The sequence below is a fragment of the Streptomyces sp. NPDC058459 genome, from assembly GCF_042721685.1.
Lineage (GTDB): Bacteria > Actinomycetota > Actinomycetes > Streptomycetales > Streptomycetaceae > Streptomyces.
This window is the reverse complement of the sequence record NZ_JBHXLV010000004.1, coordinates 71709-93923: the sequence shown is the minus strand read 5'-3', so window position 1 is coordinate 93923 and position 22215 is coordinate 71709. Positions and strand designations below refer to the sequence as shown.

The following is a 22215-nucleotide window of genomic DNA, read 5'->3' as shown; positions in this document are numbered from 1 at the left end:
GCCCTGGCCCACCCGGGGCGGCCTCGCCGAGGCCGCCCCGCTCGTGGAGGGCGCCGCCGACGCGGAGGCCACCGACTACGGGGCGGACAAGCGGGGCGGGGAGCTGGCCGCCGTGGAGACCTTCGGCGCCGGCCGCAGCCTGCTGGTCCGGGCCGGACTGATCCTCGGCCCCCATGAGAACGTGGGCCGCCTCCCCTACTGGCTGACCCGGATCGCACGCGGCGGCGAGGTGCTCGCGCCCGGTCCGCGCGAGATGCCGATCCAGTACATCGACGCCCGCGACCTGGCCGACTGGCTGCTGGGCGCGCTGGACAAGGGGCTGAGCGGGCCGTACGACCTGGTGAGCGAGGCCGGCCACGCCACCATGGGCGAGCTGCTGGAGCGGTGCCGGGAGGCCACCGGCTCGGCCGCCGAACTGCGCTGGACCGACCCGGAGACGATCCTCGCGGCCGGGATCGAGCCGTGGACCGAGCTGCCGGTCTGGTCGCCCCCGGACGGCGAGCTGGCCTGTGTGCACCGGGGGGACGTGTCGCGGGCGCTGGCCACCGGGCTGAAGTGCCGCCCGGTGGCCGAGACGGTCGCCGACACCTGGCGCTGGCTCACCTCGATCGGCGGGCGGTTGCCCGAGCGGCCGGGCCGCAAGGCGCCGGGGTTGCCCGCGGACAAGGAGGCGGCGGCACTGAAAGCGAATCCCAACTCCCGCAGTTCAGAAGGGGTTTGACCCATCAAGCGCGGGTAGACCTGAGAAATATTTGTGAGTCCGGTGAACACCTCTGAGGCGGCGCTCGTATGGAAGGGCGCCGCTTCACTCCTGTCGGGCGCCTCGAAGCTGCCCCGCAAGGAAGTCAGAGGAGTTCCATGGGACGCAACACACGTAAACGCCGCTCGCCGCTGGCCATGAAGGTCACCGCCGCATCGGCGGCCCTAGCGCTCGGCGGGGGCGGGCTGATCTGGGCGAACTTCTACGCCTCGGCTCATGAGTCGAAGAACGACGCATGGGGAGGCAACCGCACCAAGGCCGCGGCCGCCCAGGTGGCCACGATCTCCTGCCCGGACGTCGGCCAGAAGCTGACCAACGTGCCGGACAAGGCCCGCGACGACGTCGCCGGTGAACTGTCCAACCTGGACCGCCAGATCACCGAGGCGTACCAGCGCCTGGCGACCACGCGGGACGCGCAGGCCCAGGACGCCAGCTTCGTCCAGAACAGCATCCTCCAGCCGCTCAAGGACCGCCGCCAGAACATCCTGGGCCGGATCAAGCTGGAGATCACCCGCGCGGGCGGCACCGCCCCGGGCGACCTGGACACGCTGGCCAACTGCACCGCCACCCCGGCGAACCAGACCACCGCCGGCGGCCAGCAGGACGGCCAGAACAGCGGGGGCGAGCAGCAGGGCGGGGACCAGCAACAGGGCGGTCAGAACGCCGGCGGCCAGCAGCAGGGCGGCGGCCAGAACAACGGCGGTCAGCAGCAGGGCGGCCAGAACACCGGCGGCCAGGCCGGCAACGGCCCCGCCGCGGCCGACTTCGTCGACATCACCAAGGTCCAGCCGAACGTGAAGGCCAAGCCTGCCCTGGCCGCCAACGCGTCGCGGGGCACGTTCAAGACGCGCTGCGGTGTCAACACCAACAAGAACCACAACACCGACAACGTCATCGTGGCGCCCGGTGTGAAGAACGGCGCGCACCACCTGCACGACTACGTCGGCAACCAGAAGGTCGACGCCTTCGCGAGCAACGACACGTTCCTCCAGGGCGGCAGCAGCTGCCAGAACAAGAGCGACCTGTCGTCGTACTACTGGCCGGTCGTCCGCGTCCAGGACGGTTCGCAGGACTTCGACCAGAACAACGACGGCGGCGGCAAGGAGGGCAACGTCGGCAAGATCCTGACGCCGGTCAAGGCGCAGATCAAGTACGTCGGCAGCCCCACCGGCAAGGTCGTGGCGATGCCGCAGTTCCTGCGGATCATCACCGGTGACGCCAAGACCACCACCAACGGTCTCGCCAACGCCAACGCGCACTGGAGCTGCACCGGGTTCGAGAACAAGGTCCAGCTGACCGAGCAGTACCCGATCTGCCCGCAGGGCAGCAAGGTCGTGCGGTCCTTCGCCTTCCAGAGCTGCTGGGACGGCAAGAACATCGACAGCGCCAACCACCGCACCCACGTCGCCTTCGCGGACGCGGGCGGCAACTGCCAGAACGGCTTCAAGGCCATTCCGCAGCTGACCATGCGGCTGGTGTACGACATCACCCCGCCGACCATCGAGAACGGCCAGGTGAAGAACGCCTACGCCGTGGACGGTTTCCCGGAGCAGCTGCACAAGCCCTCCACCGACCACGACGACTTCATCAGCATCACGACCGGCAACCTTGCCAACAAGATCGCCAACTGTGTGAACCGCGGCAAGCGGTGCGCCTGATCACCTGCTCGTGATCCTCTGAAGACCCCCCTCCTCGGGGGATCACGAAAGAAGGCCGGTGCCGGGAGACCTCCCGTCACCGGCCTTCGCCGTGTGTGCCGTGCCCTCGGCTCCGGCCTCGTGCTCAGCCGCTGTGCTTCGCGCCGTGGCCGCTGTGGTCCGTGCCCACCTCGACATCGCCGCCGAGCGTGCCGCGCAGCGCGTCGACCACGCCGTCGTCGCCCACGGCGACCCACTTGCGGCCGACGAGGTAGTGACCGCCGTAGTCCTTCGCGTCGTTGATCCACTCGCGCTGCCCCCGGTCGGTGGCGAAGGTCGCGAGGACGAACTTGCCGTCGGCGTTCTTGCACAGCGCCTGGCGGATCTCGTCGGCGTCGGTCTGCATGTCCGGGCGGCACTTCACCTCGGCCGCCAGGCTCTCCAGGCTGCCGGTCGCGGTGACCGGCACCTTCCGCGTGCCGTTCCCGCCCGCGCCGCAGCCCGCCAGCGTCAGCACCACGGCGCCCACGAGCACCGCGCTGGTCATCCTCATCTGTTCCTCCGGTCCTGGTGGGGCCAAGCATCCCGCACGAAGGCCCCCGGGGCCCTCGCAACGGATACGGCTGCGACGCCCCGCGTGCTCAAATCCCTTGATCGGCCACCCTGGTTCCTGTCAGGGTTGCCCGATGGACCGAGACTGGGAAGAGCGCGTGGCAGCCGCCTGGGCCGCCTTGGACACCTGGCCCGAGGACGACGCGGCCGGATTTCGGGCGGTGATCGACAAGCTGGCCGCCGAGCTGCCCGGGGACAGCCCGCTGGGCCTGTTCGAGCGGGCCTGCGCCTTCGACTCGACCGGCCACTCGGCCGACGCGGTCGGGCTGTACCGCGCGGCACTGGAGAACGGCCTCGCCCAGGCCAGCCCGTACAAGGCACGCCGGACGAAGATCCAGCTGGCCAGCTCGCTCCGGAACACCGGCCGCGCGGCGGAGGGCGTCGAACTGCTCACGCCCGAACTCGACTCGCACTCGGACGAGTTGGACGACGCGGTACGGGCCTGTCTGGCGCTGTGCCTGTCCAGCCTGGGCCGGGACCGCGAGGGTCTCTCCCTGGTGCTCGGCGCGCTCGCCCCCCATCTCCCGCGCTACCAGCGGTCGATGGCCAACTACGCCCGTGCGCTGACCGGACCCGCGTGAGTCCGGGCGTCACCGTCGCACGTCACCCGGGCGGCGGTGACCTGAGGGCGGCTCGCTCGTTCTCCCCGATGTGCAGTCACAGGATGTAGCCCACCGCCACGCACCCGCAGCCTCCCGGACCCAGGACCCGGCCGTCGACGTCGGCCGGGCCGAGGCGGCGCTCGTCGAGCACTACCCGCGGCTGGTCCGGCTCGCCTATCTGGTGCTCCCGCCCACCCTCGGCCGGGGGCGCCGGGTACTGACCGCACACGCCCTCGCCCAGCGCGCCCTGCCGCGCGGCCGCAAGCAGCGCGCGCTGATCCCGGCCCAGTCGACCGGGCGGGACGGCGACCCCGGCTACTCCTTCGTCCGGCTGCGGGTGCTGCGCGGCGCGCTGGAGGCGTCCCGGCCGCGCGAGGGCCTCCCCAAGCTGGGCCAGCTGCCCGCCCCGCTCCCCCGGGTGTGGGGCCTCAGGCTCTTCCCGCGTTCCGGCGGCGCCGACGAACTCGCCCTGGACGAGCGGCTGTCGGCCCTGTCCGGGCCGGCCCGTGCCGCGTACGTCCTGCGCGGCCTGGAGGGGCTGGCGGACGACGAGGTGCGCAAGGTGCTGAAGGCCGCCGGGGTCACCCGTACCGAGTCGGCGCTGGCGGAGGCGGACGGGGTGCCCGCGCGGTACGCGCTGCTCGCCTCCCCCGAGTTCGACGCCTGCTCCCTCCAGGCCCGCCCCACCGACCTGATGCGCCGCCGCCAGCACACCAAGGCGGCGCTGGCCGCGGCCGCCGCGCTCGCGGTGGCCTGCACGCTGGTCGCGCTGCCGGGCGGCGGCTGGGGCCCGGACGGCGCCGCCGCGCCCGCGTACGCGGAGAACCCGGCCGCGGTGGCCGCGCTCGACCCCGGCCGGGTGCGGCGGGTGGCCCCGGCGACATGGCAGACGTCGGCGCGCACCGACTTCTCCGTCTGGCCCGCGCGCGGGCCGCTCACCGGTGACGACGGCCTGCTGCGCCGCGCGCTGGCGGTCTGGGCCCGCCCCGGCGGCACGGTCCGCGTCTCGGCGACCCCCGGCACCTTCACCGGCGGCCCCGCCGGCCCGCCCCAACTGCTGTACGCGGGCGAGGTGGACGCGGCCCGGGTGGTGATCCTCTACGACGGTCTGCGCATCGCCCGCTACGCCGAGCCGAGGGACGGCACCGAGGGCGCGGCCCTGGACTTCGCCCGGGTGGACGGCGCGACCGGCGCCGAGGCCGGCGCCCTGGTGCTCGGCCGCTCCGACGGCAACGTCCGCTATCTGACGGCCCCCTGGGTGAAGGAGGCGGCCGGGCGGGATCTGACCAAGCCGGAGTCGGCACCGACCGCGCTCACCCTCACCGACGGGGTCACCTCCCCGCTGGCCAGCCCGGCGCTGCGGACGGGCGCCTGCACCTCGTGGACGGTGCTCCAGCTCACGGACGGCTCGGGCACCCAGCTCTCCAGCGACCTGGGCGAGCTGGTGCCCGCCCATCTCACCGCGGGCCGCCCCGGCGCGGCCGGCGAGGCGTCCGGGGCCGGGGGGCTGCGGGACTGGGCGCCGTTCGCCTGCTCGCTGGCGACGGAGCGGGCGGCCGGGGTACGCGGGGTGAACGCGTGGGCGTTCGCCGAGCAGCCGCTGCCGGACGCGAGCGGAGACGGGGAGTGGGTGTGCACGCGGGCCGAGACCTGGCGCGGGGACGGCACGGCCGCGCTGGCCCAGTTCCGTACACCGGGCGGGCCGGCCGGGGCGGTGGTGGCCAGGGGCACCGACACCACGGCGTGCGGGCCGCGCGATCCGCACGTACTGGCCGGGGTGCTGTGGAAGTCCAGCGGCGGCCACTGGTATCTGCTGGCGGCGGGCAGCCGGGGGGTGGTCTCGATCCGGTCGTCGGGCGGGGTGACCGGTTCCGGTCAGGGGCAGTTGCTGGTGGCGAAGGCGGAGCGGGGTGCCCAGGCCGAGCTGGTGGGCACGCTGGAGAGCGGGCGGAAGATCAGCGGGCTGCACTGATCCGGCGCTGCCGACCGTTCGCCGGACAAGGCGGTGCACGGGGGTTCTCAGGCGCCCTACCCCTCACTACATTGACATCATGTCTAACAAGCAGCCCCGGCCGGTGCCGGCCGAGCGCATCCCGCTCAAGGCGCGCAAGGTGTCGTTCGTCTGGAAGGACACCCCGCTCCACTGGGTGCCGGGCGACCCCTTCACCACGCACACCATCAATGTGCTGCATCTGCTGCTGCCCGCCGGTGAGCGGTGGTTCGTGCATGTGTACGAGCAGGCGCTGCCGCTGATCCGGGACGAGCGGCTGCGTGAGGACGTCATCGGGTTCATCGGGCAGGAGGCGATGCACTCCCAGGCCCACGACGAGGTGCTGCCGCATCTGCGGGAGCAGGGTCTCGATCCGACGCCGTACACCGCGCAGGTCGACTGGTTCTTCGAGAAGCTGCTCGGGGACCGCACCCTGCCGCCGGGCCGGGCGCGCCGCTGGTGGCTGCTGGAGCGGATCGCGCTGATCGCGGCGATCGAGCACTACACGGCGTTCCTCGGCGACTGGGTGCTGAACGCGGCCGAGCTGGACCGGCGGGGCGCCGATCCGACCATGCTGGACCTGCTGCGCTGGCACGGCGCGGAGGAGGTCGAGCACCGCTCGGTCGCCTTCGACCTCTTCGAGCACGTGGACGGCGGCTACCGGCGCCGGGTGCGGACCTGGGCGCTGGCGTTCGCGGCGCTGATGTTCCTGTGGCAGCGCGGGGCCCGCTTCTTCATGGAGCACGACCCGACGCCGGTGGACGGCAAGGCGTCGTTCCGGGAGTTCCACGCGCGCGGGCGCCGGGGCACGCTGCCCGCGACGGGCGCGCTGCTGCGGTCGATCCCGCGCTACCTCAGCCGGGCCTACCACCCGTCCCAGGAGGGCTCGACCGCCCAGGCGGTCGCCTACCTCGCCTCGTCCCCGGCGGCGCTGGCCGCCCAGAGGGCGGAGCACGATGCCTGAGCGGACCACCCGGTCCGTCGCCACCGCCGTGCTCCTGGTGGGGGCCGGGCTGCTGACCCGCCGGGCGCTGCGCCGACGGGTGGAGAAGTCACCCCTGTGGCCGCTGCCCGCGCTGGACCCGCCGGTCTCCGGGCGCCCCCGCTCGCGGGCGCGGCGGGTGCTGGTGACCGGACACGAGCGGATCGCGGACGGTGTGGTGCGGCTCCGCCTGGCGGGCACCGCCCTGCCCGCCTGGGCGCCGGGCGCCCATCTCGACCTGGTGCTGCCCTCGGGGCTGGTGCGCCAGTACTCGCTGTGCGGGGACCCGGCGGACTCCTCGGTGTACGAGGTAGCGGCGCGGCTGGCCGAGGACGGCCGGGGCGGCTCGCGGGAGGTGCACGAGCGGCTCACCGAGGGGATGGAGCTGGAGGTGCGCGGCCCGCGCAACCGCTTCCCGCTGGTCGAGGCACCCGCCTACGTGTTCGTGGCCGGCGGCATCGGCATCACCCCGCTCCTGCCGATGCTGCGGGCGCTCCCGGCGGGCGCGGACGTACGGCTGCTGTACCGCGGGCGTACGCGGGCCTCGATGCCGTTCCTTGAGGAGGTGGCGGAGCTGGCCGGGGCCGGGTGCTCGGTGGTGGCCGGGGACGAGGACGGGCGCCCCGACCTCACCGCGTGGCTGGCCGGGCTGCCCGAGGGGGCCGCCGTGTACTGCTGTGGCCCGGAGGGACTGACGGCGGCGGTGGCTGCCGCGCTGCCCGAGGGGGCCGCCCTGCACCTGGAGCGGTTCGCGCCGCGTACGGCGGCCGGGGCCGGCACCGAGTTCGAGGTGGAACTGCGGCGCAGCGGGCGGACGTTGACCGTCCCTGCCGATTCCACGGTGCTGGCCGCGGTGCGCCGGGAGCTGCCGGACACCCTCTACTCCTGCGAGCAGGGGTTCTGCGGGACCTGCCGGCAGCGGGTGCTGGAGGGCGAGGTGGACCACCGGGACGAGCTGCTGACGGACGGGGAGCGCGAGGACTCGATGCTGATCTGCGTGTCCCGCGCCAGGGGTGAGCGGCTCGTGCTGGACCTGTGAGCGCGGGGAGCGCGGCCGGGCGGAAGCGGATCGTCCAAGTGTCGTTGCCGGTCGGTAAGGTTGAACTCATGGGTATCGGGGTGCGCCGCAGGATGGGCGTCGAGGAGCGGCGGCAGCAGCTGATCAAGGTCGCGCTGGACCTGTTCAGCAGGCGCTCGCCCGACGAGGTCTCGATCGACGAGATAGCGTCGGCGGCGGGCATCTCCCGCCCGCTGGTCTACCACTACTTCCCGGGCAAACTCAGCCTGTACGAGGCCGCGTTGACGCGGGCGGCGGAGGATCTGGCGGGCCGCTTCGAGGAGCCGCGCGAGGGCCCGCTCGGTGCCCGGCTGCTGCGGGTGATGGGCCGCTTCTTCGACTTCGTGGACGAGCACGGGCCGGGCTTCTCCGCGCTGATGCGGGGCGGCCCGGCGGTCGGCTCCTCGGCCACCAACGCGCTCGTGGACTCCGTGCGCCAGGCCGCCTACGAGCAGATCCTGTCCCACCTGGGGCTCACCGAGGCGCCCGCGCGGCTGGAGCTGGTGGTGCGCTCATGGATCTCGCTGGTGGAGTCGACGGCGCTGATCTGGCTGGACGGCCGGCGGGTGCCGCGCGAGGAGCTGGAACGGCAGCTGGTGCACGACTTCGCCGCCCTTGCCGCCGTCAGCGCCGCGAACGACCCGGAGATGGCCGCCGTGGTGCGGACCTTCGTGCGGAACGAGCCGGGTGACGGTCCCTTCGCGGAACTCGCCACCCGGCTCATCTCACTGGCCTCCTGACCGGCTACCGGGTGAACACCGCAACGGTCCGCGCCGGGACCGCGAAGGTGCCCGAACCGGCGCTGTACGAGGCCGACTTGACCACGTCGTCGGTGCCGGACGCCTGCACCGGGTGCAGCCGGTAGTCCGTCCCGGCGAGGGCGGCCACCCGCTGCTCCCGCCGCTCCGGCGTGGCGTTGAAGACCACGACCAGGTCACCCAGGCGCATGGTGATCACGCCGGGGGTCTCGTCCTTGCCGGAGAGCGGGAAGGAGAGCCGGTCCTGCACCTGTCCGGTGGTGCCGAGCGAGAAGGCGTCCTCGGTGGTGCGGATGCGCAGCAGCTCGCGGTAGGCGGCCGAGGCGCCGGTGATCTGCGGACAGCCCACCTTGACCGTGCTCAACAGGGGCTTCGCGTAAGGCCACTTGGACTGGTTGTCGGCCGCCGGGGGCAGCCCGCGGCCGAAGCCGTTGCCGTCGGCGCAGTTCCAGTGGATGGCGTTGAACCAGTCACCGCTGTCGAAGGAGTTGCGGTCCAGCGACTTGGAGCGCAGCAGGTCGGTGCCCGCCTGGGAGAGGGCCGGGCCCTGGGAGAGCGCGGCCGTGGCCATCGCCAGCACCTGCATCCGGGCCCGGTCGGCCGCGCTCGTCCCGGCCGGCAGCTTGAAGGTGAGGGCGTCGAACAGCGACTCGTTGTCGTGGGCGTCCGCGTAGGCGAGGGCGTCGCCGGGGGCGGCCGCGTAGCCGGCGGGTGAGCCGTTGTAGTCGACCCCGGCGCCGGTGACGTCGTTCCCGGCGCTGTCGGTGAAGCGGTACCCGGCGAGGTTGCCGGTCAGGCCGATCTTGATCAGGTCCTGGTAGTGCAGCAGCCGGGCCTTCTGCTCGGCCGGAGTGCCGTTGGCGGTCGAGGAGTTGGGGTCGGTGTACAGGCCGGAGGCGAAGCCCTGGATGCCGGGGTCCGTGTCGAAGGGGCCGCCGCCGCGCACGGCGTCACGGGCCCGGTCGGAGAAGGTGGCGATGCCGGTGCCCGCCATGTTCGCTTGCGTGGCCTGAGTGAACCGGGCGTCGTTCGCGACTTCGCCGAAGTTCCAGCCCTCCCCGTACAGGATGATCTTGCTTCCGTCGACGCCGTCCCTGGCGACGGTCAGCGCGTCCAGCGCCTCGCGGACGGCCAGGATGTTGGCCTTGGGGTGGTGGCCCATGAGGTCGAAGCGGAAGCCGTCGACCTTGTACTCCTTGGCCCAGGTGACGATCGAGTCCACGACGAGCTTGCCCATCATGGCGTTCTCGGTCGCGGTGTTCGCGCAGCAGGTGGAGTTGGCCACGCTGCCGTCCGCGAGGAGCCGCTGGTAGTAGCCGGGCACGATCCGGTCGAGCACCGAGGTGTCCGCCTGCCCGCCGGCCGCGGTGTGGTTGTACACCACGTCCATGACGACCCGCAGCCCGTCCTGGTTGAGCGCCCGCACCATCTTCCGGAACTGGACGGTTCGGGCGGTGCCGTCGGGGTCGGTGGCGTAGGAGCCCTCGGGGACCGTGTAGTGGAACGGGTCGTACCCCCAGTTGTAGGCGTCCTCGGCGGCGGTCTTCGCCACGCACTCCTGCTGCTTGCCGGAGTCGGGCGGGAAGGAGGCCAGGTCGCAGTCCGGGGTGGCCTGGCCGGCCCGCTTCTCGGGGACGGTGGCGATGTCGAACGCGGGCAGCAGGTGCACGTAGGAGGTGCCGGCCCTCGCCAGCTCGCGCAGGTGCCTGGAGCCGTCGCTGTCCTTGTCGGTGAAGGCCAGGTAGGTGCCCCGGTGCCGCGCCGGGACGGTCCTGTCGGCCACCGAGAAGTCCCGGATGTGCAGCTCCTGGATCTGCGCGTCCCTCAGCGGCACCGCCTTCGGCTTGGTCAGCCCGGCCCAGCCCTCGGGGGCCAGGGAGCGGTCGGCGAGGTCGACGACGAGGCTGCGCCGGGAGTCGGCGGTCAGGGCGACCGAGTAGGGGTCGGTGACCGAGTTGGTGACGAGCTTGCCGACGCTCTGCGCCCACACCCTGACCACGTACCGGTAGGGCTTGCCCTTCCAGGACGCGGGGCCGGTGACGGACCAGACGCCGGTGGTGTCGTCGCGGCGCATGGGGGTCAGTGCGCCGTCCAGCTCCAGCGAGACGCTCCGGGCGGTCGGTGCCCACACGGAGAGGGTGGGCTTCCCGCCCCGGAAGACCGGGCCGAGGCCGCTCTTCGTGGCGCTCGCGTAGACGTCGTCCAGCACTCCGGCGATCTGCACCCCGGTCGCTGCCAGTACGGCTCCGTTCGCGGTGCGCTGGGAGGCGACGAGCTGGCCGGTGAGGGCCGCGCGCACCCGGTCGTGGTCGCGGGGGTCGACGGTCCAGGCGGTGTAGTCCTTCAGGTGCGGGAACCTCGCCTTCTGGGCGTCGGTGAGCGTGCCCTTCGCCAGCCGCAGCCAGCGCTCGTCGTCGCTGGTCAACGCACCGTCCTTGACGGCGATCGACCCGTCGCGGGAGTACAGGAGCTGGGTGGAGGCGGCGCCCTCGGCGCCGTTCCAGGCGAGGGTGTCCCGGTCGATCCAGACCGCCTTGGCGGTGGTCAGGTCGAGCGCGGCCGCGCTGCCCTCGGGCTGTGGGAGCAGGTACTTCTCCTGGCCGCTCAACAGCCACACCTCGTGGCCGCCGGCCTTGAGGTCGAGGGACTGGTCGGTGGGCAGGTCCTTCTCGTCGCCCTTGTGGAGGATGTAGCTGAGACTGGTGGCACCCTCGGTGAGCGGCACCTCGAAGACCGCGCCATAGGCGTCGGTCTTCGCCGGCGTCAGCGGCTTCGACCAGTCGGTGGGGTTCGCGGCACCGGTCCAGGTGTGCAGGCCCCAGCCGTCGTAGTTCCCGTCGGCGCGGTGGTAGTGGAGTACGGCCTTGCCCGGGTCCTGGGCCGGGTGGTCCGGGCGCTCGGTCAGCACCTCGGGCTTGCCCTGCTCCAGCCAGACCTCACCCGTCTTCGTGACGTCGATGCTCCGGTCGGCGGAGACGTCCTTGTCGCCGTTCTTGTCGATGACCAGGAAGCCGACGTTGGACGCGCCCGGCTTGAGCTTGACGTAGGCGAAGGCGCCGTACGCGTCACGGCCGGTGAAGGGGTGGGCGGACGGCCACTCGGTGGCCTCGCCGTCCGCGAGGTCGCCCCAGGCGTACAGACCCCAGTTCGCGTAGTCGCCATCAGCCCGGTTGTAGTGCACCACCGCGTAGTCGCGGGAGGCGGCGGGCGGCTCGGGGGCGGGCGCGGTACCGGTCGTGCTGGTGGCGAGGGCGCTCGCGGTGCGGCCCGCCGAGTCGATCACCACGGCCTTGTAGCGCAGCGCGGTGCCGGCGGGGATGTCGCCGCCGATGGTCTGGGTGACCTTGTACGGGGCGTGGTCGGCCGAACCCAGCGTCTTCCAGGGCCCGTTGCCGACCTGCGCGGCGAAGACGACCCGGTTCGGACCGCCGCCGCTGACACCGGCGCCGACCTCGACCGTGCCGGCGGCTCCGGTGGCCGGGGCGGTCAGGGTGAGCGTGGGCCTGGTGGCGGGGGCGGCGGGGCGCTTGGTGGCCCGGTAGACCACGGCGGTCCCGGCCGGGACGGTCAGGGTGAGCCGGCGCCCGGTGTCGGTGCGTACGGTGCGCTCCGTGCCGTAGATCCCCCGGTACGCCATGCCCGCCGAGCCGGTGGTGAAGGTGGCGCGCTGGGCCTCGGCGGCGTTGTTGAGGGCGACGACGTACTCGGCACCGGTGCGGGCGTCGGTGCGGGTGAAGGCGTAGACGCCGGCGCCGTCGGCCGCGTACCGCTCGGTCTGTATGCCGTCCGTCAGGGCCGGGTCGGCCTTCCGGAGCCCCGCGAGGGCCGCGATGTCCCGGTACAGCGGGGCCTCGGTGTCGTAGGCGTCGCGGGCGTGGGTGCGGGCGGTGCCGATCTCGTCGTCGTCCAGGTAGTCGGCGACCTTGGAGGCGAACATGGTCTGGCGGGCGTCCTTGTCGCCGCCGGAGCCGGTGAAGCCCTGCTCGTCGCCGTAGTAGACGACCGGGTTGCCCCGGCTGAGGAACATCAGCTGGTTGGCGAGGCGGTCCTTGCGCAGGATCTCGGCGTCGGACGCCTTCGGGTCGTCCTGCTTCAGGAAGTACCCGATGCGGCCCATGTCGTGGTTGCCGAGGAAGGTGACCTGCTCGTAGGCGTTGGCCTTGTCGGTCGTGTACTTGTAGTCGTCCCCGAAGACCCCGGCCAGCTTCTTGGCGCTGCCGCCCTGGGAGGCGTAGGCGCGGGCGGCGTCCTGGAAGGGGAAGTCCAGGGTGGCGTCCAGGCGGCCCCGGGTGACGTACGGGGAGGTCACCGAGGTGTCGGCGGAGTAGACCTCGCCGAACATGAAGAAGTTCTTCCGCCCGTGCGCGGCCGCGTAGCGGTCGAGCGCGGTGGCCCACCGGGTCCAGAACTCCATGTTCACGTGCTTGACGGTGTCGATGCGGAAGCCGTCGACGGCGAAGTCCCGCACCCAGCGCTGGTAGATCCGCTCCATGCCCTTGACCACCTCGGGACGCTCGGTCCACAGGTCGTCCAGGCCGGAGAAGTCGCCGTACTCGGCGGACTCGCCCGCGAAGGTGGAGTCGCCCCGGTTGTGGTACATCGCCGGGTCGTTCAGCCAGGCCGGGACCTTGCTCTCGGCGCGGTTGCGAGGAGTGCGCGGGAAGGACGAAGCGTCCACGGCCGGGAACTTCTTCCGGCCGTCCGCGTAGTCGGAGTCGTCGAAGGGGCGGCCGTCCTCGGTCAGGTACGGGAAGGCGCCCTTGGAGAGGTAGTCGTAGGACTTCTCCCGGTAGTCGACCACGTCGGCGGTGTGGTTGGTGATGACGTCGAAGAGGACCTTCATGCCCTTGGCGTGCGCCTCGGCGATCAGGCCCTTCAGGTCGGCGTTGGTGCCGAAGTGCGGGTCGACCTGGGTGAAGTCGGTGATCCAGTAACCGTGGTAGCCGGCCGAGGCGTCGGAGCCCGAGCCCTGCACGGGACGGTTCTTGAAGATCGGGGCGAGCCAGATGGCCGTGGTGCCCAGCCCCTTGATGTAGTCCAGGCGCCGGGTGAGGCCCTTGAGGTCGCCGCCCTGGTAGAAGCCCTTGTCGGTGGGGTCGTAGCCGGTGTTCAGCCGCGAACCGGTCAGCCCGCCGCGGTCGTTGGAGTGGTCGCCGTTGGCGAAACGATCCGGCATGACGAAGTAGAACTGCTCGCGTGTGTCGTCGTGCCGGGCGGGCTCGGCGGCGAGGCGGGCGTCCGACGGAGGTGGGGGCGGGGCGTCCGCGTGGGCGGACAGGGGCGTCACCAGGGTCGCGGCGAGGGCCGCTGCGACGACGGCCGCCGCTCTCCTGGCACAGGGGATGCGGCGTGTCTGCCAGATCGGTCTCACAGGCACAAACTCCTTGCGCTCACGGCTCGTTCGAGTCCGGCCAGCGGCTCGGCTTCGCCGCCGGACGCGGCGTGACCGTACCGCCGCCGAAAGCCTTGCAGCAAGACTTGTGAAACGTGAAGAAAGAAATTTCAGCGATGACCGGGGGACGAACCGCCCGTATACGACGGACGGTTCGTCGGGAGACGTGTCGAGGGCGGCTTCAGCAGCTCGACTTGCCCGCGTACAGCGCGAGCGCGGTGTCGGCGCCGAGGGTCGCGGTGAACTGGCCGCTGGAGTTCACCGACACCGTGGTGTTGTTCTGCACGTCGCAGTACGTACCCGCCGCCAGTGCGGTCCGGTAGGTGCGGGACAGGGGCGCGGACTCGTGGTTGATGGCCACGAACCCCTTGTTCCCGCGCCCGAAGGCGATGGCGTCGTTGCCGTTGTCCCACCAGTCGGAGACGGCCTGGCCCCGGGTGGCGTTGCGGAAGGCGACCATGGACCTGATCTCCGGCCACGCGTGCTGGCACTTCCAGCCGTCCTGCCAGCAGGCGTTCACCCTGCCCCCGTTGGGCGGTCCGGCGTCCGCGTCGGACCACTCGTAGCCGGAGTTGATGTCCGGGGCGCCGTAGGGGTACGCCAGCATGAAGACGCCTGCCAGCGTGTAGTCGGCGCCGTCCTTGTAGTCGAGGGTGCTGCCGTTGCGCTCGGTGTCGTGGTTGTCCACGAAGACCCCGGCGACCGAACCGCTCAGGTACCCCCAGCCCTCACCGTAGTTCTTCAGGTAGGCGAGGTTCTCGCTCTGGAACACCCGCTTGAGGTCGTAGGCGTAGCGGAACTCCTGGACGTCGCCGTTGCCCGTGTACTCGGCGGGCTGGACGGCCTCCCCCGCGCCGTAGATGACCTCCTGCTTCCAGTACACGGACGGGTCGGCCAGCCGGGACCTGATGTCGGCCAGGTCGGCCTTGTCGATGTGCTTGGCCGCGTCGATGCGGAAGCCGTCGACGCCCAGCGAGAGCAGGTCGTTCAGGTACCCGGCGATGGTCTCGCGGACGTACTCCTCGCCGGTGTCCAGGTCGGCCAGGCCCACCAGTTCGCAGTGCTGGACGTCGTAGCGGTCCTGGTAGTTGCTGATCCGCGCGGTGCAGTCGTCGAAGTCGGGCGAGGAGTACAGGCCCGGATAGTCGTACTTGCTGTACGACGAGCCGCCGGTGCCGGTGCCGCTGCCCGCCGACATGTGGTTGATGACCGAGTCGGCGACCACCTTCACGCCGGCCGAGTGACACGTGTCGACCATCCTCTTGAAGGCCGCCCGGTCACCGAGCCGGCCGGCGATCCTGTACGAGACGGGCTGGTAGGAGGTCCACCACTGGGAGCCCTGTATGTGCTCGGCGGGCGGCGAGACCTGGACGTAGCCGTAGCCGGCCGGGCCGAGGGTGGTGGTGCACTCGCGGGCCACGGAGGCGAAGTTCCACTCGAAGAGGACGGCGGTGACGTCCTTGGTGCCGGGCGGGGACGCCTGCGCAGTGGTTGGGTACATGCCAATCGAGACGGCCGCCGCGAGGGCGAGCGCCGCGGTGCGGGTTCTGCGTGCCATGTGGGGGTTCCTTCGTCGTTGAAGGCTGTCGCCGCGGGACTGAATGCCCTTGCTGAACATTTCAGCAAAATTGCGGTGACGCAGATGTTAAAGGCCCGCCACCTGAAAAGGCAGCGGGCCGTGGGAAGTTGATGCAAGAACTTTCAGGAGGGCCTCAGGCCGTGGTCCACCAGACCGTGGTGTCGGCCGGGATCTCCGTCCCGGCGTCACCCTCGGTGATCTCCCCGCTCGCGAGCAGCACCCGCCCGTACACCGGGACGGTGACCGGCGCGCCGGTGGTGTTGGCGACACAGGTGAACTCCCCGCGCCGGAAGGCGAGTACGCCCTCGGCAGCGGGCAGCCACTCGACGCCGGAGCCCGCACCGAGCGCAGGCTGTTCGCGCCGGGCGGCCAGTGCTGCCCGGTACAGCTCCAGCGTCGAGCCGGCCACGCCGGTCTGCGCCTGAACGCTCAGCTCGCCCCAGCCCGCCGGCTGCGGCAGCCAGCTGCCCCCGCCGCCGAAGCCGTACGAGGAGCCCTCGCGGGTCCAGGGGATCGGCACCCGGCAGCCGTCCCGGAAGCCGTCCTGGCCGGCGCCCCGGAAGTAGGCCGGGTCCTGGCGCACCTCGTCGGGCAGGTCGACCACGTCGGGAAGGCCCAGTTCCTCGCCCTGGTAGAGGTAGGCGGAGCCGGGCAGGGCCAGCATCAGCAGGGTGGCGGCGCGGGCCCGGCGCAGGCCGAGGGCGCGGTCACCGGCGGTACGGATCTGGGTGCCGAGGCCGGGCGGGTTGGCGAAGCGGGTGGCGTGCCGGGTGACGTCGTGGTTGGACAGCACCCAGGTGGCCGGGGCGTCGACCGGGCGCATCGCGGCGAGCGTGCGGTCGATGACCTCACGCAGCTGCCCGGCGTCCCAGTCGGTGCCGAGGTACTGGAAGTTGAACGCCTGGTGCAGCTCGTCGTGCCGGACGTAGTTGGCGGTCCGCTCGATGGTCGGCGTCCACGCCTCGGCGACGAAGATCCGCCCACCCGTCTCCCGCCTCCGCCCTTCCGCGGAAGGCCCTTCGGGCCCCTCCTTCTCCGCGTACTCGTCCAGCACCGTCCGCCACTGCCGGTAGACCTCGTGCACGCCCTCCTGGTCGAAGAACGGCATCACGTCGTTGCCCAGCAGCTTGAGCTGGTCGTGGGCGCCGAGGTCGGGCAGCCCGTCGGCCTTGATCAGGCCGTGCGCCACATCGATACGGAAGCCGTCGACGCCCATGTCCAGCCAGAACCGCAGGATGGACCGGAACTCGTCGCCCACGGCCGGGTGGTTCCAGTTGAAGTCGGGCTGCTCGGGCGCGAAGAGGTGCAGGTACCACTCCCCCGGCGTGCCGTCGGGCTCGGTGACCCGGGTCCAGGCCGGGCCGCCGAAGATGGACTCCCAGTCGTTGGGGGGGAGTTCGCCGTCGATGCCCTTGCCGGGGCGGAAGTGGTACCGCTCGCGCAGCGGCGAGCCGGGGCCCTCGGCGAGCGCCCGCCTGAACCACTCGTGCTGGTCGGAGGAGTGGTTGGGCACCAGGTCCACGATGATGCGAAGGCCCAGCCCGTGGGCCTCGCGGATCAGCGCGTCGGCGTCCAGCAGGTTGCCGAACATCGGGTCCACGGCGCGGTAGTCGGCCACGTCGTAGCCGGCGTCCGCCTGCGGGGAGGCGTAGAACGGGCTGAGCCAGACGGCGTCCACGCCGAGGTCGCGCAGGTGGGGCAGTCTGGCCCGCACGCCGGCCAGGTCGCCCATGCCGTCGCCGTTGGAATCGGCGAAGCTGCGCGGATAGACCTGGTAGATCACCGCGCCGCGCCACCAGTCGCGGTGCTGGGCGGCGGGGGCGACGGCGGTGTCGTCGGCCGGGGCTGCGAGATGCTGCTGGCTCATGGCGTCCTTGGTGCGTGACGAGGTTCGGTTCGTTTCGGGCGTGGGTGCGGCGGGGCGTCAGCCCTTGGTGCCGCCGGCGGTGAGGCCGGTGACGAGGTTCTTCTGCACGAGGTAGAAGAACACGGACACCGGTATCGCTATCAGCACCGCGGTGGCCGCCATGTAGTTCCACTGCGCGTCGTGCTCGCTGACGAAGGTCTGCAGGCCGACCGCGAAGGTGTACTTGGAGTCGTCCAGCAGGAAGGTCGTGGCGAAGGCGACCTCGCCGACCGCCGTGATGAAGTTGTAGAACGCGGCGACGGCCAGGCCGGGCCGGGCCAGCGGCAGGATCAGCCGGAAGAAGGTGCCGAACGGGCTGAGCCCGTCCACCCGGCCCGCCTCGTCGATCTCGAAGGGGATGGTGTCGAAGTACCCCTTGAGAAGCCACGCGCTGTACGGCACGGCGGTGGAGCAGTTGATGAGGATCAGCGCCCAGTACGTGTCGATCAGGCCCAGCTCGCCGAAGATCTCGTACATCGGCACGATCAGGATGGCGATCGGGAACGCCTGGGTGAGCAGCAGGACCCACATCAGCGGCCGGTAGCCGGGGAAGCGCATGCGGGAGACGGCGTAGCCGGTGGTGGCGGCGACGAAGACACCGATGAAGGTGGTGCCGAGCGCCACGATCATCGTCGACCTGAACCAGTCGAAGAAGCCGGTGTGCCGGAGCACGAAGGCGTAGTTGGCGAAGCCCGCCTTGCCGAAGATGTGGCCGGGGTGCAGGTAGTCGTCCTTGTCGGGGCCGAGCGACAGGAAGAACAGCCAGGCCACCGGGGTAAGCGCGATCAGGCTCGCCAGGGCCAGGCCGCCGTGCAGCAGGACGGTGCCGAGCGGGCCGCGCGCACCGCGCCGGCGGGTCGCGCGGGGCCGGGGGGCGGCCGGGGCCTCGGCGGTGAGCGGGCGTCCCGGTGCGGTCTCGGGGGGTGTCGTGGTGCTCATGGCGGCGGCTCCTGCGGCGTCAGACGGCGAGCTGGTCATTGCGCTTCAGCCAGCGGAAGTAGAAGGAGGTGAACACGGTCAGGATCGACAGCAGCAGTACGCCGTACGCGGCGGACTGGGCGAAGTCGCGCGGCTGCTGGCCGAAGCCGAGGTAGTAGGCCCAGGTGACGAGGATCTGGGCGTCCGGGGCGCCGGTGGGACCGAACAGCAGGAAGATGATGGCGAACTGGTTGAAGGTCCAGATCACGCCGAGCAGGACGACGGTGGAGCTGACCGAGCGCAGTCCGGGCAGGGTGACGTGCCTGAAGCGCTGCCAGGCGCTCGCGCCGTCCATCTCGGCCGCCTCGTACAGCGTGGGGTCGATGGACTGGAGCCCGCCGAGCAGCGAGAGCATCATGAACGGCACGCCGCACCAGGTGTTGACCATGATGGCCGCGAACCGCTGCCAGAAGGTGTCCTCCAGCCACTGCGGCTGGGGCAGGTGGAGGGCGCCGAGGACCTGGTTGAGCACACCGGAGTCGGCCAGCATGATCCGCCAGGAGAAGACGGTGACGAAGGTGGGCACGGCCCAGGGGAGCACGAGCAGCAGCCGGTAGACGGTGCGGCCGCGCAGTTTCTGGTCCAGCATCATCGCGAGGCCCAGGCCGATGACGTAGTGCAAGGTGACGCAGGCGGCGGTCCAGAACACGGTCCACAGGAAGTGCGACCAGAAGCGGTCGTAGGCCGTGGGGCCGAAGAGGATGTCCTGGTAGTTGCCGAGCCCGATGAACTTGTAGGTGGCCTCGATGTGGTTGACGCCGATGGTGCGCGCCGAGTTGAGGCTGTTGGCGTCGGTGAGGGTCAGGTAGACGCCCCGCACCAGCGGGTAGCCCACGAGGACACCGAGCACGACGACCACGGGCGCGATCATCGCGTAGGCGTACCAGTACCTCTGGTAGCCGTTCCTGAGGCGCTGCCCGGGACCGGGCCGGGGCGGCCGCTCATCGCGGCGCTCGCCGGTCGCGCGGTCGATGGCGACTGTCATGGTGCGACACCTTCTACGAGTTCGGGGACGGGCTGGTCACAGGCCGGTGGCCGCCGGGTTCCCCCCTCCCCCGGGGCGGGGGAACCCGGCGGCCGGACGGGCTCACTTGCTGAAGTCGGGCACCAGCTTGGCGATGGCCAGCTCGGCGTTGCCAAGGCCCTTGTCCAGCGGCTCCTTGCCCCCGGCCACCTTGGGCAGCTCGGTGTCCAGCGGACCCCACAGGGAGCTGTACTCCGGCAGTGCCGGTCGGGGCTGGGCGGCGGCGAGCACGCCCTGGTAGCCGGCGATGCCGGGGTCGGCCTTGACCTGGGAGGTGTAGGCGTCGCCGCGGGTCGGCAGCGTGGAGTTCTTCAGCGCGATGGTCTCCTGGGACCCCGCCGAGGTCATGAACCTCACGAACTTCAGGGCCGCGTCCTGGTGGGCCTTGTCCGAGCCGGCGTAGACCGAGAGGTTGTGGCCGCCGGTCGGGGCGCCCGCCTTACCGGCCGAGCCGGCCGGGACGGTGGCGATGCCGAGGTTGGACTTGTCCTTGAAGGCCGAGCCCTTGTAGAAGTTCGTGATCTCCCAGGGGCCCTGGATGATCGAGGCGACCTTGCCGTTGACGAACGCGTCCTGGATGTGGGCGTAGGCGTCCGCGGTGGTGTCGGCCTTGTGCAGGCCCTTGCCGGAGAACGTGCTCTGCCAGGTGCCGTACGCCTTCTTCGCCGGGGCGGAGGCCACGGTGATCTTCTTGGCCGTGGCGTCGACGGTGTCGGTGCCCTCGCCGTAGAGGAAGCACTGGGCGTAGTACGCCTGGGAGGAGCCCCAGTAGCCGTCGACCTTCGCCTTGTCCCTGACCTTGGCGGCGTCGGCCTTCAGCTCGTCCCAGGTCCTGGGGGCCTCGGTGATGCCGGCCTGCTTGAACAGCGCCTTGTTGTAGACGAGCGCGAGGGTGTCGGTGACCAGCGGCACGCCGTAGGTCTTGCCCTCGTACTGGGCCTGCTTGATCAGGTTGGGCTGGAACTCGTCCTGCTCGGCGAGTGCCTCGGTGCCGTCCAGCGGCAGGAAGAAGCCCTTCTTGGCGAAGGCCGGCGTCCAGCCGACCTCGGAGCGCAGGATGTCCGGGGCGCCCTTGGAGCCGGCGGCGGTGTCGAACTTGTTCTGCGCCTGGTCGAAGGGCACGTTGACGTACTTGACCTTGATGTTCTTGTGGGCGGCCTGGAACTGCTCGACCAGGGCCTTGTACGTCGGCGCCTCATTGGTGGCGTTGGAGGTGTCCCACCAGGTGAGGGTCACCGGCCCCCCCGACTCGCCGCCCTTGCTGTCGCTGTCGTCGCTCCCGCCGCACGCCGTCGCCGTGAGGGCGAGGGACGCCACGAGCGCGGAGGCCGCTATGCCACGCCGCATGAGTTCTCCTTGAGGGTGAAAAGCCCGAGATTGCGGGGGCGGCCCCGTCTGCCGCCACCCGCGTCGTGCCGACTGCGCCATTGCCGCGGCCGGGCGACTCGGAACGTAACAGCGTTGTAAGCGCGGCGAAAGGCCTTGCTGCAAAAAAGTGCAAGACGACAGCCGGGTCACCGTGTCGTGACCTGCGCCAGACCTTGTCGAAATCGCGGTCTACCGCCGGTCGGCGGGTTGACGGACACTTGTGCAAGACTCTGCAAGCTCTTGCCGCGGGGGGCCGCCGCCAGGATCATCCCTTTGCGGCCGTGCGCCGGGCGGACCGTCCGGCGGGCATGAGCGACGACATACCCATGAGGGGCGAGGAGCGCGATGACGCGGCAATCCACGGCGGGCCGTTCGGCCGCCCGCGCACGGCGTCCCGCCGGTGCGCCGGGCGCGGTGCGGCCGGTACAGTCCACAGGCGTGACTACACGGCTTGCGGACATCGCCGCACAGGCGGGGGTGAGCGAAGCGACCGTCAGCCGGGTCCTCAACGGGAAGCCGGGCGTCGCTGCCACCACCCGCCAGTCAGTACTGGCCGCGCTGGACGTGCTCGGCTACGAGCGCCCGGTGCGGCTGCGCCAGCGCAGCGAGGGGCTGGTCGGGCTGATCATCCCCGAGCTGGAGAACCCGATCTTCCCGGCGCTGGCCCAGGTCATCGGCCAGGCGCTGACCGGGCAGGGCTACACCCCGGTGCTGGCCACCCAGACCCCGGGCGGCTCCACCGAGGACGAGCTGACCGAGATGCTGGTGGACCGGGGGGTGGCCGGGATCATCTACGTCTCCGGGCTGCACGCCGACACCACCGCCGACACACAGCGCTACGAGCGACTGCGCGCGCAGGGCGTGCCGTTCGTGCTGGTGGACGGGTTCTCGCCGAAGGTGCAGGCGCCGTTCATCTCCCCCGACGACCGTGCGGCGACCACACTGGCGGTCACCCACCTCGTGTCGCTGGGCCACACCCGCATCGGTCTCGCACTCGGGCCGAAGCGGTTCGTGCCGGTGCAGCGCAAGATCGAGGGCTTCGTGCGCGCGATGCAGGACCAGCTGGGGCTGGGCGCCGACATGGTCGCGGAGAAGCTGGTGCAGCACTCGCTGTACACCCTGGAGGGCGGCCAGGCGGCGGCCGCCGCGCTGATCGGGCGGGACTGCACGGCCATAGTGTGCGCCAGCGACATGATGGCGCTCGGCGCGATACGGGCGGCCCGGCAGCTCGGTCTCGACGTGCCGCGCGATGTGTCGGTGGTCGGCTTCGACGACTCCCCGCTGATCGCGTTCACCGACCCGCCGCTGACCACCGTCCGCAAGCCGGTCCCGGCGATGGGGCAGGCCGCGGTGCGCACCCTGCTGGAGGAGATCGGCGGCACGCCCGCCCCGCACAGCGAGTTCGTGTTCATGCCGGAGCTGGTCGTGCGCGGGTCGACGGCGTCCGCGCCGGGTGACCGCACGCGGGGCTGAGCCCCGCCGCTGCCAGGGGTTTTCGCGCAGAACATGCGTGAGGGCACCGGGCTTGGGATGATCTGTCGAGCATCCCTTGTCTGGCAGACTTGGTAGC

15 protein-coding genes are annotated in these 22215 nt (G+C 71.5%); 8 read left to right on the top strand and 7 right to left on the bottom strand.

What is annotated here, in order from left to right:
* The coding region (locus ACFWN1_RS02095) for a reductase (RefSeq protein WP_384357186.1) at positions 1–721 on the top strand (721 nt) is incomplete at its 5' end.
* 137 nt (positions 722–858) lie between these two features.
* Positions 859–2418 (top strand): DUF1996 domain-containing protein, encoded by a 1560-nt coding sequence (locus tag ACFWN1_RS02090; protein WP_384357184.1) that lies wholly within the window; start codon positions 859–861, stop codon positions 2416–2418.
* 124 nt (positions 2419–2542) lie between these two features.
* Here the strand turns inward: ACFWN1_RS02090 and ACFWN1_RS02085 are convergent, their stop codons facing one another.
* Positions 2543–2950 carry a hypothetical protein gene (locus tag ACFWN1_RS02085; protein WP_384357182.1) on the bottom strand — a complete coding sequence of 136 codons (408 nt, stop codon included), beginning with the start codon at positions 2948–2950 and terminating at the stop codon, positions 2543–2545.
* 133 nt (positions 2951–3083) lie between these two features.
* Here ACFWN1_RS02085 and ACFWN1_RS02080 point away from each other — a divergent pair, with 133 nt between their 5' ends.
* From ACFWN1_RS02080 to ACFWN1_RS02060, 5 genes are all read left to right on the top strand, one after another.
* On the top strand, positions 3084–3590 hold the full coding sequence (locus tag ACFWN1_RS02080) for a tetratricopeptide repeat protein (protein WP_384357180.1): 507 nt from the start codon (positions 3084–3086) through the stop codon (positions 3588–3590).
* A gap of 70 nt (positions 3591–3660) precedes the next feature.
* Positions 3661–5583: a hypothetical protein gene (locus ACFWN1_RS02075; protein WP_384357178.1), complete on the top strand. Its 1923-nt coding sequence runs from the start codon at positions 3661–3663 to the stop codon at positions 5581–5583.
* 79 nt (positions 5584–5662) lie between these two features.
* The gene (locus ACFWN1_RS02070; RefSeq protein ID WP_384357176.1) at positions 5663–6565 is read left to right on the top strand and encodes a metal-dependent hydrolase; all 903 of its coding nucleotides are present in this window, start codon (positions 5663–5665) and stop codon (positions 6563–6565) included.
* On the top strand, positions 6558–7622 hold the full coding sequence (locus tag ACFWN1_RS02065; RefSeq protein ID WP_384357174.1) for a PDR/VanB family oxidoreductase: 1065 nt from the start codon (positions 6558–6560) through the stop codon (positions 7620–7622). The genes ACFWN1_RS02070 and ACFWN1_RS02065 overlap by 8 nt, the downstream gene beginning before the upstream one ends.
* A gap of 68 nt (positions 7623–7690) precedes the next feature.
* Positions 7691–8380, top strand: a complete 690-nt coding sequence (locus tag ACFWN1_RS02060) for a TetR/AcrR family transcriptional regulator (protein ID WP_384357169.1) — start codon at positions 7691–7693, stop codon at positions 8378–8380.
* A gap of 4 nt (positions 8381–8384) precedes the next feature.
* Here ACFWN1_RS02060 and pulA read toward each other — a convergent pair whose 3' ends face one another.
* The 6 genes from pulA to ACFWN1_RS02030 form a co-directional block, all read right to left on the bottom strand.
* A complete protein-coding gene (pulA, locus tag ACFWN1_RS02055; RefSeq protein ID WP_384357167.1) occupies positions 8385–13769 on the bottom strand; it encodes a pullulanase-type alpha-1,6-glucosidase in 5385 nt (1794 codons plus the stop codon).
* A 202-nt stretch (positions 13770–13971) separates the two neighbouring features.
* A complete protein-coding gene (locus tag ACFWN1_RS02050; RefSeq protein ID WP_384357165.1) occupies positions 13972–15348 on the bottom strand; it encodes an alpha-amylase family protein in 1377 nt (458 codons plus the stop codon).
* A gap of 154 nt (positions 15349–15502) precedes the next feature.
* Positions 15503–17236 (bottom strand): glycoside hydrolase family 13 protein, encoded by a 1734-nt coding sequence (locus tag ACFWN1_RS02045; RefSeq protein ID WP_384357163.1) that lies wholly within the window; start codon positions 17234–17236, stop codon positions 15503–15505.
* A 57-nt stretch (positions 17237–17293) separates the two neighbouring features.
* Positions 17294–18214 (bottom strand): sugar ABC transporter permease, encoded by a 921-nt coding sequence (locus tag ACFWN1_RS02040; RefSeq protein WP_384357161.1) that lies wholly within the window; start codon positions 18212–18214, stop codon positions 17294–17296.
* A 19-nt stretch (positions 18215–18233) separates the two neighbouring features.
* Complete coding sequence (locus ACFWN1_RS02035; RefSeq protein ID WP_384357159.1) at positions 18234–19238, bottom strand: carbohydrate ABC transporter permease; 1005 nt, start codon at positions 19236–19238, stop codon at positions 18234–18236.
* A gap of 102 nt (positions 19239–19340) precedes the next feature.
* Positions 19341–20624 carry an extracellular solute-binding protein gene (locus ACFWN1_RS02030; protein ID WP_384357157.1) on the bottom strand — a complete coding sequence of 428 codons (1284 nt, stop codon included), beginning with the start codon at positions 20622–20624 and terminating at the stop codon, positions 19341–19343.
* Between the two features lie 459 nt (positions 20625–21083).
* Here ACFWN1_RS02030 and ACFWN1_RS02025 point away from each other — a divergent pair, with 459 nt between their 5' ends.
* Positions 21084–22118: a LacI family DNA-binding transcriptional regulator gene (locus tag ACFWN1_RS02025; protein WP_384357155.1), complete on the top strand. Its 1035-nt coding sequence runs from the start codon at positions 21084–21086 to the stop codon at positions 22116–22118.
* Positions 22119–22215: the final 97 nt, after the last annotated feature.